14 protein-coding genes are annotated in these 15,746 nt (G+C 26.8%); 8 read left to right on the top strand and 6 right to left on the bottom strand.

Annotated features, from left to right (window positions below; genetic code table 11):
* Nucleotides 1-11: 11 nt before the first annotated feature.
* The 4 genes from ACTG45_RS10130 to ACTG45_RS10115 form a co-directional block, all read right to left on the bottom strand.
* Nucleotides 12-677 carry an ABC transporter ATP-binding protein gene (locus tag ACTG45_RS10130; RefSeq protein ID WP_021384725.1) on the bottom strand — a complete coding sequence of 222 codons (666 nt, stop codon included), beginning with the start codon at nucleotides 675-677 and terminating at the stop codon, nucleotides 12-14.
* A gap of 81 nt (nucleotides 678-758) precedes the next feature.
* Nucleotides 759-1,790 carry a sensor histidine kinase gene (locus ACTG45_RS10125; RefSeq protein ID WP_479920269.1) on the bottom strand — a complete coding sequence of 344 codons (1,032 nt, stop codon included), beginning with the start codon at nucleotides 1,788-1,790 and terminating at the stop codon, nucleotides 759-761.
* Nucleotides 1,780-2,475: a response regulator transcription factor gene (locus ACTG45_RS10120; RefSeq protein ID WP_479920268.1), complete on the bottom strand. Its 696-nt coding sequence runs from the start codon at nucleotides 2,473-2,475 to the stop codon at nucleotides 1,780-1,782. Before ACTG45_RS10120 ends, ACTG45_RS10125 begins: the two co-directional genes overlap by 11 nt.
* 158 nt (nucleotides 2,476-2,633) lie before the next feature.
* Nucleotides 2,634-3,698 carry a 4Fe-4S dicluster domain-containing protein gene (locus ACTG45_RS10115; protein ID WP_479918759.1) on the bottom strand — a complete coding sequence of 355 codons (1,065 nt, stop codon included), beginning with the start codon at nucleotides 3,696-3,698 and terminating at the stop codon, nucleotides 2,634-2,636.
* Between the two features lie 292 nt (nucleotides 3,699-3,990).
* Between ACTG45_RS10115 and ACTG45_RS10110 the strand changes: the two genes are divergently transcribed.
* From ACTG45_RS10110 to ACTG45_RS10090, 5 genes are all read left to right on the top strand, one after another.
* The gene (locus ACTG45_RS10110) at nucleotides 3,991-4,635 is read left to right on the top strand and encodes a TetR/AcrR family transcriptional regulator (protein WP_479918758.1); all 645 of its coding nucleotides are present in this window, start codon (nucleotides 3,991-3,993) and stop codon (nucleotides 4,633-4,635) included.
* 134 nt (nucleotides 4,636-4,769) lie between these two features.
* Nucleotides 4,770-5,441 carry a response regulator transcription factor gene (locus ACTG45_RS10105; protein ID WP_479920267.1) on the top strand — a complete coding sequence of 224 codons (672 nt, stop codon included), beginning with the start codon at nucleotides 4,770-4,772 and terminating at the stop codon, nucleotides 5,439-5,441.
* Between the two features lies 1 nt (nucleotide 5,442).
* Nucleotides 5,443-6,351: a sensor histidine kinase gene (locus tag ACTG45_RS10100; protein WP_021384724.1), complete on the top strand. Its 909-nt coding sequence runs from the start codon at nucleotides 5,443-5,445 to the stop codon at nucleotides 6,349-6,351.
* Nucleotides 6,352-6,428: 77 nt separating this feature from the next.
* Nucleotides 6,429-7,115, top strand: a complete 687-nt coding sequence (locus ACTG45_RS10095) for an ABC transporter ATP-binding protein (RefSeq protein ID WP_021384753.1) — start codon at nucleotides 6,429-6,431, stop codon at nucleotides 7,113-7,115.
* Nucleotides 7,112-9,667, top strand: coding sequence for an ABC transporter permease (locus ACTG45_RS10090; protein ID WP_479920266.1), 2,556 nt, complete (start codon nucleotides 7,112-7,114; stop codon nucleotides 9,665-9,667). The genes ACTG45_RS10095 and ACTG45_RS10090 overlap by 4 nt, the downstream gene beginning before the upstream one ends.
* Nucleotides 9,668-9,839: 172 nt before the next feature.
* Here ACTG45_RS10090 and ACTG45_RS10085 read toward each other — a convergent pair whose 3' ends face one another.
* Nucleotides 9,840-11,039, bottom strand: coding sequence for a coenzyme F420-0:L-glutamate ligase (locus tag ACTG45_RS10085; RefSeq protein WP_021384737.1), 1,200 nt, complete (start codon nucleotides 11,037-11,039; stop codon nucleotides 9,840-9,842).
* Nucleotides 11,040-11,157: 118 nt separating this feature from the next.
* Here ACTG45_RS10085 and ACTG45_RS10080 point away from each other — a divergent pair, with 118 nt between their 5' ends.
* Both ACTG45_RS10080 and ACTG45_RS10075 read left to right on the top strand, forming a co-directional pair.
* Nucleotides 11,158-12,045 (top strand): LysR family transcriptional regulator, encoded by an 888-nt coding sequence (locus ACTG45_RS10080; protein ID WP_479918755.1) that lies wholly within the window; start codon nucleotides 11,158-11,160, stop codon nucleotides 12,043-12,045.
* Between the two features lie 189 nt (nucleotides 12,046-12,234).
* Nucleotides 12,235-12,789 carry a GNAT family N-acetyltransferase gene (locus ACTG45_RS10075; protein WP_021384710.1) on the top strand — a complete coding sequence of 185 codons (555 nt, stop codon included), beginning with the start codon at nucleotides 12,235-12,237 and terminating at the stop codon, nucleotides 12,787-12,789.
* 122 nt (nucleotides 12,790-12,911) lie between these two features.
* Here ACTG45_RS10075 and ACTG45_RS10070 read toward each other — a convergent pair whose 3' ends face one another.
* Nucleotides 12,912-13,772, bottom strand: coding sequence for a YitT family protein (locus ACTG45_RS10070; RefSeq protein WP_021384736.1), 861 nt, complete (start codon nucleotides 13,770-13,772; stop codon nucleotides 12,912-12,914).
* A gap of 388 nt (nucleotides 13,773-14,160) precedes the next feature.
* On the opposite strand from ACTG45_RS10070, the gene ACTG45_RS10065 reads away from it, so the two are divergent.
* Entirely contained in the window at nucleotides 14,161-15,564 is a 1,404-nt protein-coding gene (locus ACTG45_RS10065) for a sensor histidine kinase (RefSeq protein ID WP_479920265.1), read from the top strand.
* Nucleotides 15,565-15,746 lie beyond the last annotated feature (182 nt).

Here is a 15,746-nt window from a genome sequence, read left to right as displayed (position 1 = left end):
TATTACACCTCCTAATTATCAATTTTTCCATCTTCAATGCGAATAATCCTATCAGTTAGTTGAGCAATTTCATTATTGTGAGTAATCATTACAATTGTTTGATTGAATTTTTCACTTGTCATTTTCAGTAAAGCTAACACGTCTGTACTCGTTTTACTATCAAGATTACCTGTTGGTTCGTCTGCTAGTATAATAGCAGGTTTTGTTACAAGTGCTCTAGCTATAGCAACACGTTGTTGTTGTCCTCCAGAAAGATTACTTGGTATATCATATAGTTTTTCTTCCAGAGAAAGCATACTTATAATTTCATGTATAAAATCTTTATCTATGGTCTCCCCATCTAACCCTATTGGTAAAATAATATTCTCATATACATTAAGCAAAGGAACAAGATTATAATTTTGAAATATAAAACCTATATTTCTACGTCTAAAAATTGTAAGTTGTTCATCAGTCATATTTGATAATTCTTTACCTCTTATAATAATCTTTCCAGATGTAGGATTATCTAACCCTCCCATCATGTTTAATAATGTTGATTTACCACTTCCAGATGTACCTACAATAGAGATAAATTCACCTTTTTCAATAGATAGACTTACACCATCGAGAGCTTTGGTAATGTTTGAATTTTTACCATAATATTTCTTTAAATCAATTACTTGTAAAATACTCATCATAAAACCTCCTTTATATCTTATAAGAACAGTATAAAATCAAAATGTTGCAGAATTATCACAAATAAAATATTTAAAGAATTATTTATTTGGTAAGAATATAGAAAATGTAGAGCCTTTTCCAATATCTGATGTAACTTTAATATATCCACCTTGCAAAGATATAATTTTCCTTGAAAGATATAGACCTATTCCAATACCATCTATATCATGTACATCTTCCTCACGATAAAACCTTTTAAAGATTTCTGCTTGGTGACTTTCTGATATTCCTTTACCATTATCAATAATATCTATCTTGGTATACATAACCCAACATTCTGTAGATACATGTATTTTTCCATTAAAATTAGTGTATTTTACAGCATTGTCCAATATATTAAAAATAGCTTCAGAAGTCCATTTTTTATCATGAATTAGATATAAATCTGGGTCACAATCAACTGTAACTTCAATATTCTTTTTTTCAGCATCAAATAAAATTCCACTAAGTGCTATAGCAATTGTTTCATAAATTAAATTCTTCTTTTTTGATAATGTAATTATACCTGTTTCTAGCCTAGATGTTTTTACCATAGACTGCACCAAAAAATCTAACTTATCTAATTGACCTTCCATATCCATCAAAAATTCATTTTGAATTTCTGTTTTAAATCTTTGATTGAGTAGGGTAGTATTAATCATCTTTAAATTTGCAATAGGAGTTTTAATTTGGTGAGATATATCAGAAACTAATTCTTGTAAATTAGCTTTTTCCATAGCAATATTATGACGATTTTCTTGAATAACCTCATACATTCTAACTAATCTATGGTTGATGCGTGATAAAATGGTTTCTTCTTCTAATGCAATTTCAGTATTAGCTTCACTATTCATCATATTATCTAAAGTGTGACATATTTCAGAACAAAACACAGTTATTTTTTTATGAAGTAAAAATACTATTAATGCTATAAATCCACAAAGCACTATTGTATATAGTAATAACAAGGCAACGAGTTTTAAATCATAAGTTATTATATAAATTACTACATTAAATAAAATGGCTGTAAAAATTATACTAATGGCAATTATTAAATAAATAGATTTAAAAGAAAGTTTTTTAAAATTCATTTCTTTCTCCTTTTTCTCCTAACCACATATACCCCATGCCATATACTGTTTTAATATATTGAAAATTATCCTTTTCAATCTTACTTCTAATCCTACTTATAACAGATGTTAAAGTGTGCTCATCTACAAAGTTAGCATCTATATCCCAGAGCTTTTCTAAAAGTACTTTTCTTGTTAAGATATTTTTAGGATTTTCAATAAACAGCTTTAAGGTACGATATTCTAATGGCGTAAATATAATTTGATTTCCATTTATATTGGACGATAACTCAGAAAAATTAATTTCAAGATATCCATCATTATAGTAATCTCGTTTTTGTTTTGTTTTAATATGATTTAAAAGAGCTTTTACTTTCTGTTTAAATACATTGATATTAAAGGGTTTTGTTATATAATCTAAAGCTCCAAGTTCATAGCCTTTAATCATATCATATTCCATATCATTAGCAGTCAAGAAAATTATTGGTATATCAAAATTTACCTTGATTTCTTTACATAATTCAAATCCACTTTTATCTGGTAAATTTACATCTAAAATAATTAAGTCAAATTTACATTCATTAATAGACTTTAATGCAGAGATAGCCGTAAATTTTGAAGTAATAATATATCCATCTTCAATTAAGTTATATGATAGAGTTTTATTTAATATAGTATCATCTTCCACCACCAGTATTTTTTCCATACATTTACTCCTTTTTTGTTTGACATTTTATAAAATTAATTATAAACCTAAAATATTGATGAATTGTTATAGATAAGAAAAAATATCTAACAATTTATATGTTTAATAAAAAATCTGTCCTAGAATTTATCATAGGACAGACTCTTGACTAAATATAATTATTTTAACCAAGAAGGATTTCCAGGTATAAATATTCGTTTACCAAATTTTGAAGTATACTCATCTAAAGCTTTTTCAATAAGCTCATTATTACCCTTAAAAGAAGTGGTGTTTTTTATAGTTTCAAGATTTTGGCTGAATGGACAAGCAGATATACACATACCACAATCTGTACCTAAATATCTCCATTTAATATAGCATGTCTCATGTTCAATTACCCAATTATACTTCCCATCATTACCAATCTTAATATCATTAGAAAGTGAATGAGAAGGACAATTAAAAGAACATTTTTTACAGACCTTGCAAAAATCTTCTAATCCAAAATCAACATATTCATCTTCTAAAAGTGGGATGTCTGTAGTAACAACACCTAATCTAAGTCTAGAGCCATAATCTTTATTTGTAAGTATAGCATTTCTTCCAATATCTCCTAAACCAGCATCACGAGCTATAAAAACAGGCATTACTAAATAATTAGCATCCATATGGTTTCTAGCATCATATCCTAAGTTTCTTATATAGTAACTTAAAATCATTCCAACAATAGAAGCATCTACATAACACTTTGATGTTTCTATAACTTCACATATCATTGGAGCTCTATTTATCATTTCTTTATCCATCTCACATCCAAACACAATGGCGTATTTGTGAGTTAGATTAACTTCTTCTCCATAATTTTCTTCATGTCTCCCCCTATTTGTATAAATATGATAGTCTCTTAATTTAGTTATACCAACTACAGAAGCTCCATATTGCTTTGCAAGACCCTTTATTTTTTTTGTCATTGATTTTGCATCTACATCTACTTTTGTGTCAGAAACTTTTCCTTCACATAAGGATTTTATATCAGATAAAAAATCAAATGCACTACTTGCCATTGGAGAGTTTACTTTGTTGTAAGTCATTGTCCCTTCACTACATAAATTGGGTCTACTTCTTATACTATCATCAATTTCTTTTTTCTCAGGATTTTTTTTATAATAGTCATTATAAGCAGTACTATCCTTTTTATAGTTTGCTCTTGCAAACATAGTATTTCTTTCATCAACCCTTTTCATCTCTATTCCCCCTAGTAAAAATATACTTAAAAAATATATCATTATTGTTGTATAATTTAATTATATAAGAACAACGTTGTATTTTCAATTTAAGTGTAATTAAATTGAGGAATGTATAACTATATAATTGATTATAATATTTTTATAAGGAAATTATATTAATATTAAAAAATTTAGGAGTAGATACGTTTTGTTGTCTTTAAATGGAGTGTGTTGACATATTGTAAAGAATCTTATTATAATTAATATACTAATGATTAGTATAAACTTATAAAGAAAGAAGTGAATTTATATGTCAAGAAATAAATATTCTGATAAAATAAGAAATCAGATATTAGAAGTCGCATGGAAAATATTTGAAGAACAAGATTATGATGATGTAACTATGCAACAAATCGTTGATACTCTTGATATATCTAAAGAGGCTGTGTATTATCATTTTAAAGACAAAGAAATATTGTTTGAAGAGATTATATTAAATAGTTTAAGAGTAGAGGTTGAAAATCTAAAGTCAATATTAAACAATCCTAAATTGACTGTTAGAGGAAAAGTATCTGAATTTATCTTACATATATCTAGTTCAGAAATAAGAAAAAAATTGATTGATTATATGTGCAGTCAAAAAAAACCAGCTTTTTTTATAAAAAACATACGCGCATCTACTATTGAAGTAACTCCTTTATTATCTTGCCTAATAAAACAAGGTATTGATGAAGGTATTTTTAAAACAGATTATCCAGATGAAGTATCTGAAGTATTTATAATTTTAATTAATATTTGGCTAGACCCTGTATTATTTAAAGATAGTGCAGAAAAATATTTCAGGCGTATTGAATTTCTATCTGAGTGTTTAAGTGCAAGTGGTGTACCTATCATAACTAATGATAATTTAGAATCAATCAAAATGTTTTATAGGGAATATTCTAAGAATGTGTAAATACAATGTATAAGACTGTAACTAGATTTGAAAAAACAAATTTAATTACAGTCTTTTTAGCAAAATAAATGTGTATTAAAACTATAACAAGACAAAAATAATTATTTATCTAAAAAATTTAAAGGAGTGTAAAATTGAACTTATTAATTATTGAAGATGATATAAATTTAAACGAAGGTCTTTTTTATGCGTTTGAAAGTGATGGATTTAATGTATTTAAGGCTTATACAAGACAAGAAGGATTGCATGTATTTAACAATAAAAATATAGACCTTATAATTTTAGACTGTAATCTTCCAGATGGAAATGGATTTGATGTGTGTAAACTAATAAGGGAAAAATCAGACATACCAATTATAATGCTTACTGCAAGAGACTCAGAAGTTGACGAAGTAAAAGGATTAGAAATAGGGCTTGATGATTACATTACAAAACCATTCTCTTTATCTGTATTAAAGGCAAGAGTTAAAGTAGCAATAAGAAAAAAATCAAATAATAAAATAATATATTCTAATGGAATAAAATTAGACCAAAACTTACTTAGAGTATATAAAAATGAAGTATATTTAGAGCTTAGCTCTGTAGAATACAAACTTCTAAGTTATCTAATTGAAAATAAAGGTCAAATATTATTAAAGGAACAAATTTTACATCATATTTGGGATAGTGAAGAAAATTATGTTGATGAGAATATTGTGTCTGTAAATATAAGAAGACTTAGGTTAAAAGTAGAAGATGACCCATCTAATCCAAAATATATAAAAACAGCTTATGGAATGGGATATCTATGGAACGAGGTAGAATAAGATGTTAGTGTTAGCTTTTATAGTATGCACAGTGGCTATATATATAATAATCACTAAAAAAAATCAAAATAGATATGATGAATTGAGTTTAATGTTAAATCAGATATTGGAAGGTAAAGAAGTTACTTATTCAGATACCAAAGATACAAGATTATCAAAAATTTCTCACCAAGTAAAAAAAGTTAAAGACATGATAGAGATAGAAGTAGAACAGTCAAAATTAGAAAAAGAAGCAATTAAAAGTTTAATCTCAAATATGTCACATCAATTAAAAACTCCACTTTCAAATATAACTATCTATTGTGAACTTCTAGAGAATATGAATATTTCTACATCACAGAAGAAAGAGTTTTTACAAAAGATGAAAAATGAAACCTTTAAGATTGATTGGTTATTACAATCTCTATTTAAGATGACTAAATTAGAAGATGGAGTCATTAAATTTGAGACAGAAGAACTATTAATCAAAGATACTATACTTCAAAGTATCAGTACTGTTTTTAATAAAGCAGAAGCCAAAGAGATAAGGATAAATTTAGAACCATTTTCAGATATAAAGTTGGTTCATAATAAAAAATGGACTACAGAAGCAATTGTAAATGTTTTAGAAAATGCAATAAAATACTCACCATCAAACAGCATAATTACTGTCTCTGTAATAAAAATGGAATTGTATACTAAAATTACTATTAAAGATGAAGGAATAGGTATTGATAACAAAGAGTTAAATGATGTTTTTAAAAGGTTTTATAGAAGTAAGAATGTAGAAAATCAAAATGGAACAGGAATTGGCCTGTATCTTGCAAGATTAATTTTGGAAAAAGAAAACGGGAATATTATAGTAGAATCTAAGTTGGGAAGCGGAAGTTGTTTTAGTATATTCTTACAAAATTGTAAGAGTTTAAATTAACTTTGTAGGATGAGTGTAATTATCGTCACTTACAATATCTTATAAGAACATATATCTGTACTGAAAGGAGAAATTAAATGAGTATATTAGTGACGAATAATTTAGTAAAACACTATGGAAAAGATGAGACTACAGTTAAAGCTTTAAATGGAGTAAGCATAGAAATTGAACGAGCTACATTTACTGCTATAGTTGGAACTTCTGGTTCTGGTAAAAGTACATTATTAAACATTATAGGTGGATTAGATAATCCAACATCAGGTGATGTAATAATTAAAGGAAAGAACATATCTAAAATAGGCAAAAAAGATTTAACAATATTTAGAAGAAGAAATATAGGGTTTATATTTCAAAACTACAGTTTAATACCAGTACTGAACACTTATGACAATATAGCCCTTCCTGTTACATTAGATAAAGGAAATCATGTAGACCATGAATATATTGAAATGCTGATGAATACATTGGGAATTTGGGATAAGCGTTTAAAGTTCCCAAGTGAGCTTTCTGGTGGACAACAGCAAAGAGTAGCAATTGCTAGAGCTTTAGCAAATAAACCTGCGCTTATATTAGCAGATGAACCAACAGGAAATCTCGATAGTAAAACTACAATGGAAGTAGTATGTTTATTAAAAGAAAGTAGTGCAAAATTTCACCAAACGATAATTATGGTAACACATAATGAAAATATAGCCCAGGTATGTGATTCAATTATACACATTGAGGATGGAATTGTCGTGAATAATGGTGGTGGAGTACTATGATGTCTTTAATAAAATTTGCAATTCAATATATTAAACATTATAAAAAACAATCTATATCTATAGTTTTAAGTATAGTACTATCAGTAGCACTATTGACAGGGATTGGTTCTCTAGTTCATAGTGCAAACAAAAGTACAATCGAAAAGATAAGGGAAGATAGTGGAGATTTTCATTTTTACTATAAGGTAGATAAGGAACAACTAGAAAAGATTAAAGAAAATAAAAAGTCAAAAAAATACACTATAGACAAACTTGGCGTTACAAACACTAAATCTCAGATAGATGAACCTTTTATTATAGAATTTTTAAATGCAGATTTATCGTATCTAGATATGACAGGTAGGAAATTATTAAAGGGAAGTCTCCCTAGTAAAGATGGAGAGATAGCACTTGACACATATTCACTAAATAACTTAAATATAAAAAAAGAGATTGGGACTACAGTTAAATTAAGTGGGAAAACCTATAAATTATGTGGTATTTTATCAAATCTTTCAAATCCAAAAACTGATATGCAAGGATTTGTAAATGATTATTCCCAGCCTAAAGAAGATGATTCTTATTTAGTTTATGTAAAGTATGATGAAAGTAAAAATATAAATAAGCAAAACTCTAAATTTATGAAAGAATTCAATATATCAAAAGAAAACGCTCGTGTAAACTGGCATTTATCAATTGAATTTGGAGTAAAGCCTCCAAAAGGCATAGAAAAATATAATATATTTGAGTTTTTGAAAAATCTAGAGCTAAATACAAATGCAATTATCTTACTTGTTGGAGTATTTGGTGCAGCAGCAGTATATAGTATTTTCCATGTTTCAATACTTCAAAGAATATCACAATATGGAGTTTTAGAAGTATTAGGTGCCAATAATAGACAACTCTTATTCTTACTATTTTTAGAGTTATTTTTACTTTTTATTATTGGATTTCCTATAGGTTGTATCTTGGGTATTGGAATAGCTTCTACAATATATGAACAATTTCCGCATATATTTTTGAGTAGTGACATTGCTCCAGGAGCGTTTTTCATAAGCGAAAAATCTATTTATTTAGGATTTTTATTTATCTTATTACTGTTAATTTTAATTACTATACGTGTTGTTCATCAATTGAATAAATACTCTAGCATAGAATCTATGAAAAATTTTAAAGTTACTAATAAGCAAAAAAGAAGTTTAGAAAGTGTAAGACATTCTAATATGACAAAGGTATTATCTCACAAATACATGACTCAAAAAAAAGGAATGTTTATGGGCATTTTATTTTCATTGTCACTTGGTGGGATTATTTTTCTATGTTCTAGCTACTCAATACAACTTACTAAAAATAATAATGAGCTTACAATGAAAGCTGATGATGGTTTAAATTCTGATTATCAAATAACTATGCAAACAACAGATTTTGACGTAGGTATCCCTAAAGATAAAATTTCAAGACTCAATGAGGTAGAGGGAGTATCCCGAGTTTATCCAGTGAAGTATTTGTTTGGAGCTATACAAATTAAAGAAGAACAACTATTTTGGAAAAACTTCTTTAAACCTCTTGAAAAAGATTATAGGATAAAGAATTTTTTTAATGGTATTTGTACAAAACAAAGTGAAGGTGGGTATCTCTTAAAAACAAATATCTATGGATATAACAATGGAATGTTAGAAGGGCTAAATTCTTATGTTATAGATGGAAAAATTAATCATGATGATATGGTCAAAAATAATAAAGTTATAGTTAGATTACCTATGGATGGAACTGGTATGTATGATGCAGTTGATATAAAACCAGGAAATAAGATAAAGGTTAAAGTACCAAAAACAATGAAGCCAACAGGTGAAATTGTTAAATTTAAAGAAGAAAATAAGAATGATTATACAACAAAAGAGTTTGTAGTTGCTGCTACTGTAAAACGTGTAATGGCTAATAACATGTATTTTATTGGTGATTATGGTATGGATATAGTTATGACAAATGAACAAATGAAGAATAACTTCGATATTGAAAATTATAATTCAGTAAGTATAAAAAAGACAGAAGAAAGTAACAGCGTAGAATTATCTGAGAATATAAAAAGTGTTGTAAATAATATAAAGAGATGTATTGTAACAGATTATACTATAGCTATTGAAAAAAATAATACTTATTTAAATCAAAAACTTTTATTTATATATGGTATTGTATTTGTACTTCTTGCAATAAGTTTGTTCCATATTATAAATACAGTAAGTTACTTAGTTTTTTCAAGAAGACATGAATTTGGAATTTTAAGAGCTATGGGTATTACAGATAATAAGTTTTTACTTATGATGATGAGAGAAGGTTTCTTGTATGGATTATATGCAAGTATTATAATGATAATTGGAAGCATTATTGGACAATTTATGATTTGTTTTATGGTAAAACGTGTATATTTATATATAAATCCAATCTTTGAAATAAATACTTTTCTATATATAGGTATGATTGTTTTAAATATTGTCATTAGTATTGTTGCAGTTATTATTCCAGTAAGACAAATTTTAAAAAATAATATTATTTCAGAAATAAGTAAGAGTTAGAATTATATAAATTTAAATAAGAATGTTTATATAATCTAAACATATCTTAATTATAGTCATTTCTGTAGTCATTAAATAAACCTCTTAATTGATACGTAGTAAAATATATCAATTAAGAGGTTTTAACAGATTTTAAATCTAATATAGAGAAATAAAATCTCATTAAAAAATATTATTTTGTATAATTATCAAAATATCCTTGTATGTAAATAATAGGAGTCCCCTTATCTCCACTTCCAGATGTTAAATCTGCTAAAGAACCTATAAGGTCTGTTAATCTTCTTGGAGTAGTACCTTGAGAAACCATATTTCCTGTTAAATCATCAGATTTGTTATCTTTTTCAACTATGTATTTTGAAATAGCTTCTTTTAATTCATCACCAGATAAGTCAGCAAAATCATTATCTGCTAAATATTTTAATTTTACTTCATTTGGAGTTCCTTCTAGACCTTTTGTATAAGCAGGAGATACTACTGGGTCAGCTAACTCCCATATTTTCCCTACAGGGTCTTTAAAAGCTCCATCTCCATAAACCATTACTTCTACATTTTTACCTGTGATTTCTTTTATGTCACCTTGAATTTTGTTTACAACTTCATCACAGTTTATAGGGAATAATTTTACTGTTTCTTCTGTAGCTTTGTTTGAACCTAAAAGTCCGTATTGGTCATTATACCCACTACCATCTACACTTGATGTCATTATATCATCAAGAGAATACACTTTTTTAGCACCATTTTGCTTTAAAATTCTCTTTGTTCTTTGTCTTGTATGTATATCACAAGTTAAAATACTTGTTGTATAGTCAAGAATAGTTTTTGGATTATTGGCAAATATAATTTCTACTTCTGCACCACAATCTTTAATTAAATTCTTATAATAATCAACATAATCTACACCAGTAAATGTATGTTTGTTATAGCCAAATAGCTCTCTATATTTTTCCTCTGTTAAAACATCTGACCAAGGATTTATTCCCTTATCATCAAGTTCATCAATACTTATTAAATGGTTTCCAACTTCATCAGAAGGGTAGCTTAACATTAATACAACTTTTCTACATCCTTTTGCAATTCCTTTTAAACATATTGCAAAACGATTTCTACTTAAAATTGGGAATATAACACCAACAGTATCATCTCCAAATTTATCTTTTACATCTTTTGCAATATTGTCAACATGAGCATAATTTCCCTGTGCTCTAGCTACAACAGCTTCTGTAACTGCAATTACATCTTTGTCTCTAACTTCAAAGTTTTCACTTTTTGATGCATTTAAAACAGAATCAACAACTATTTTAACTAAGTCATCTCCCTGTCTTATAATAGGCGCTCTAACCCCTCTTGAAACAGTCCCAACTAATCTATTCATTATTCAAAATCCTCCTAAAGAATTAATATTGTCATATTAGTACCATGTATATTATAATTCAAATATGATTATAAGTAAAATAAATAATACTAATATTTGACATAAGGAGTAATTATATATGAATATAAAACTTGAACTATATAGGATTTTTAATGCAGTTGCAAGTAATAAGAGTTTTTCTCTTGCTGCCAAAGAATTATTTATGTCACAGCCAGCTGTAAGTCAGTCAATAAAACAATTAGAAGAACAATTGGATACTATACTGTTTTATAGAAATAATAAAGGTGTAAAATTAACTCCAGAGGGAAAAATTCTAAGTGAACATGTAACTACTGCATTAAAGCTAATAGCATCTGGAGAAGATAGAATAAATAAGTTTAAAAAATTAGAATATGGTTCTCTAAAAATAGGAGTAGGGGATACAGCTGCACGTTTTTTCTTATTAAAATATTTAGAAATTTTTCATAAGAAGTATCCACATATACATGTATCTACAATAAATAGAACGAGTAGAGAACTTATATCTTTACTTAAAGATGGAAATATAGATATAGCAATTATAAATATGCCAATAGAAGATGACTCACTAAATATTGTTGAATGTATTGAAATACATGATATATTTGTATGTGCAAATGATTACATAAAATACAAAGGTCAAAAAATATCACTAGAAGAATTAAATACGTTGCCTTTAATAATGTTGGAAAATAAAGCAAATTCAAGACTGTATGTAAATGAATATTTTTTATCAAAAGGTATAAAACTAAATCCAGACATAGAATTGGGTTCTCATGAATTACTTTTAGAATTTGCGTACATAAATCTAGGTGTATCTTGTGTTATAGAAGAATTCAGCATAGACTATTTGGAAAGCGGAAAATTGTTTAAATTGGATATAAAAGAGCCAATACCTAAGAGAAGTATAGGATACTGCCATCTAAAGGATATATCTTTATCTTTAGCAACGAAAGAATTTTTAAATATGATTTCAAATAACATGTAATTTAGAGTATGTATCACAAGTAAATTAATATGAAAAATAGAGATAAATTCGTAAGTTTGAAAGATTCATATAATAAACTAGTTTTTATTAAAAATAAAAATAAGGTTAATTTGAGAACATTTATATAATTAATATCGTATTTTAAATATGAACAGTATATTTAGATTAATGTATAAAGGGGGATTAGAAATGTCTGATTCTGAATATCCTCAAATGAAAATCTTAGAAACTAGAAACTGTATACTAAGACCTGCATCATTAGATGATGTTGAAGATTTTTTTGACTGCTATAAAAATAAAGTAGTAGTAAAACACTTACCATTTAATGAGCATAAATCTTTAGAAGACACAAGAAAGTTTATAAAATCTTTTTTTCTAAATCCTTATAAAAAAGGAAAAATCGGCCACTTTGCTATAGTATATAAAAAAGATAATAAAGTTATTGGAAATATGGGGTTTAATAATATAAATCCCAAAGCATTAGAAGCAGAAATAGGTATATGTATCAACCCAAGCTATTGGGGTCATGATTTTGCGACTGAGATAACTAAGAGAGTAATACAGTATGGATTTAAAGAATTAAGCTTAAATAAAATTATTGCGATAACATACGAAGAAAATCAAAATTCTACAAAATCATTAGATTTACTAGGATTCAAATGCACAGGAAAATACATTAAAAAAATTCATGCTGGTAGTATTGTAAAAAATGTTCCTTGTTATCAATATGAATTGAGAAAATAATAGGTATAAGTATTTAACATTCTAAAATAAATTTTAATAAAAAGGCATGGAAACTGCGGGTCCCATGCCTTTTTATATAAAGTTTATTTTAACTAAAATATATTAAAATATTAATACTTTAATTAATTCTCTAAGTTTTTGAATCCTTCTCCAAGAACTTCATGTACATCTGTAACTATAACAAATGCAGTAGGGTCAGTTCTTTTAACCAATCTCTTTAGATAAAGCTCTTGTTTTTTAGAAACCACAACTAATAGGACTTCTTTATTTTCTCTAGTGTATCCACCCTTACCATCAAGAATAGTAAGACCTCTATCAAGTTCTTCAGTTATAGCCTGTCTTAAACTCTCAGGTTCATCAGAAATAATAAAAAATGCTTTTGAATGGTCAAATCCTTCAATTATCATATCTGCTATTTTTATTAATATGCAAAGTGCTATACCAGAGTAAAGTGCAGTTTCTAAACTACGATTTACTATACCAGAAGATATAACAACCATTCCATCTAGACATGACATAAATTTTGTAGCTTTTATTCCTGGGAATTTTTTACTAAGTATGAGTGCAATTAAATCTGTTCCCCCAGTAGAAGCATCTGACTTAAACATTATGCCTAAACCTATACCAACTAAGATTCCTCCTGCTATAGCAGATAATAATAAATCATCAGTAAATCTTAACTTCGATAATGGGTCTGTTAATTGGACTATAGCAGAAAACACGATTGTTCCAAATAACGTTTTTAATGAATTTTTTGTACCCATAATTCTAAAAGCAAGTATTACTAATGGTACACCTATAATTAACATGATAGCTGATACTGGAAGTCCTGTAACTTTGTTTAATACTAACGATAGACCACTAAGCCCTCCTGGAGCAATTGTATGTGGTTTTAAAAACATATTTATACCAATACTCATTGATATACAACCAAAAAATAGACCAAACATCTCAAGTAAAATTGGCGACTTTTGTTTTTTCATATAAACACCTCCATGAACTTGTCACAATTTAATATTATAACATATTTGACCAATTTATATTATATAAATTTTCTTGATATAAGCAATTTCAAGTATTTCACTATTCTTAATATTTGTGAATTTTCATACAGTGTTTTAATATTCTTATTAGTATTGTTATTTACCTGTGAAAATTTTTATATGTTATAATTTTTTAGTTCTTTTATAAAGTATCCCCTATAAAGTCAGTTCTATGAAGAATTTCTTTATATTATTTAAGCTATGTAGATATTTTGTGAGTTTATTAAATACAACAACTGCCTTGATAACATGAAGTAATGTAAATATAATTTATGTAGATAGTTATGTTTTTAAATTAAAATACAAGTTTAAGAAAAGAGTTGATTAAATGCATAAACCTAGCTATAAAATAATACTCCGTTCATACCTTATTTTTTTCATAATTTTTCTTTGTTTAATTTTTACTGTAATAGGTATTTTCTTATCCCTTATTACTATTCAACAGCCAAATGGGAAGTATGTACGTAGTGATTGGGCTAAAAAATTTACAGAAGATTTTAATGAACAAGTAGTGTTTATAGATAATAAACCACGAATAAAACAATCTGGGTTAGAAAAGCTTCAAGAAAATAAATTGTGGTTACAAATTTTAGATTCTAATGGAAATATAATTTATGGATTTTCAGAGCCAAAAGAGCATAAAAATTACTATTCGAATTCTGAATTATTAGCATTAGCTAACCAAAATAATTCTAGTGATGGCGCTGTTTACTTTAATACTATTACAAATAACAAAAATGATTTTATTTATATTATACATTTTCCTTTAAATATATCTAAAGTGAATATGTTTTTTGATGGAACTAAGTTTATAGGTGGGAAGTCAATTATATTTTCAATCATAGGGATTATATTTTTAATGATTTTGGTTTTTGGAATTGCTTACAGCTATTGGGTAACAAAGTGTATTTCAAATATTACAGCTTCTGTTAGTGATATTGCAAAAAGAAGCTACTTTTCAATCAAGATTAAAGGAGTTTTTGCAGATGTATATGATAGTTTAAATCTTCTAAATGAAGAAATTCATAAAAGTGACGAGATACAAAAGAAAACTGATATTATGCGAGAAGAATGGATTTCAAACATAACTCATGATTTAAAAACTCCACTTTCACCAATAAAAGGATATGCAGAGCTCCTTACAGATAGTAGTATTACTCATTCATCTGAAAAAATAAACAAATACGCTTCAATCATGCTAAAGAATATAGAATATACAAATAAACTTATAAGTGATTTAAAGTTAACATATCAATTACAAAATGGAATTCTTCCTTTAAATAAGAAAAATGGTGATTTAGTAAGGTTTTTGAAGGAATTGTCCATTGATATTTTAAACTACCCAGAGTATGAGTCAAATATAATTGAATTTAAAAATGAGATAGACAGTATTGATTTTAGTTTTGATTATACACTATTAAAACGTGCTTTTAGCAATCTTATCATTAACGCTTTTACATATGGAAATAAGAATACTAAAGTTGTTGTACATATAGCATTGAATAAAAAAATTGAAATTATTATTTCAGATAATGGAAAAGGGATGACAAGAGAAGAAGTGTCAAATTTATTTAATCGTTATTATAGAGGAACTAATACAAAGCAAAGAATAGAAGGAACTGGTTTAGGATTGGCAATAACAAAGCAAATTATTGAAATTCATGGAGGAGATATATCTGTTGAAAGTGAATTGAGATTAGGTAGTTCATTTCATATCTGTTTTTCTACTTAGTTAAGGTTAATTAAGGTTAACTAAAAAATATATTAAGATTGGTAGATTATTATGTTTATATAATAGTTTATCAATCTTTTTTATTTAGGATTTTGTTTAGTTGAAAACAGAAGAAGAAAAAGTTGTATTAGAGATTCTACCTAGATTGGATTAAATCTAAATCTAGGTTAGGTTTAATTAAG

Source organism: Clostridioides sp. LIBA-7602 (assembly GCF_056688945.1).
The sequence above is the reverse complement of the archived record's forward strand: the minus strand, read 5'-3'. Positions and strand labels throughout refer to the sequence as shown.

What these genes read in the sequence shown, in the direction of transcription:
- ACTG45_RS10085 (WP_021384737.1), bottom strand. Translation starts at nt 11,039, where the DNA reads ATGAATAGATTAGTTGGGACTGTTTCAAGAGGGGTTAGAGCGCCTATT.
- ACTG45_RS10100 (WP_021384724.1), top strand. Translation starts at nt 5,443, where the DNA reads ATGTTAGTGTTAGCTTTTATAGTATGCACAGTGGCTATATATATAATA.
- ACTG45_RS10095 (WP_021384753.1), top strand. Translation starts at nt 6,429, where the DNA reads ATGAGTATATTAGTGACGAATAATTTAGTAAAACACTATGGAAAAGAT.
- ACTG45_RS10080 (WP_479918755.1), top strand. Translation starts at nt 11,158, where the DNA reads ATGAATATAAAACTTGAACTATATAGGATTTTTAATGCAGTTGCAAGT.
- ACTG45_RS10070 (WP_021384736.1), bottom strand. Translation starts at nt 13,772, where the DNA reads ATGAAAAAACAAAAGTCGCCAATTTTACTTGAGATGTTTGGTCTATTT.
- ACTG45_RS10065 (WP_479920265.1), top strand. Translation starts at nt 14,161, where the DNA reads ATGCATAAACCTAGCTATAAAATAATACTCCGTTCATACCTTATTTTT.
- ACTG45_RS10075 (WP_021384710.1), top strand. Translation starts at nt 12,235, where the DNA reads ATGTCTGATTCTGAATATCCTCAAATGAAAATCTTAGAAACTAGAAAC.
- ACTG45_RS10120 (WP_479920268.1), bottom strand. Translation starts at nt 2,475, where the DNA reads ATGGAAAAAATACTGGTGGTGGAAGATGATACTATATTAAATAAAACT.
- ACTG45_RS10125 (WP_479920269.1), bottom strand. Translation starts at nt 1,790, where the DNA reads ATGAATTTTAAAAAACTTTCTTTTAAATCTATTTATTTAATAATTGCC.
- ACTG45_RS10130 (WP_021384725.1), bottom strand. Translation starts at nt 677, where the DNA reads ATGAGTATTTTACAAGTAATTGATTTAAAGAAATATTATGGTAAAAAT.
- ACTG45_RS10110 (WP_479918758.1), top strand. Translation starts at nt 3,991, where the DNA reads ATGTCAAGAAATAAATATTCTGATAAAATAAGAAATCAGATATTAGAA.
- ACTG45_RS10090 (WP_479920266.1), top strand. Translation starts at nt 7,112, where the DNA reads ATGATGTCTTTAATAAAATTTGCAATTCAATATATTAAACATTATAAA.
- ACTG45_RS10115 (WP_479918759.1), bottom strand. Translation starts at nt 3,698, where the DNA reads ATGAAAAGGGTTGATGAAAGAAATACTATGTTTGCAAGAGCAAACTAT.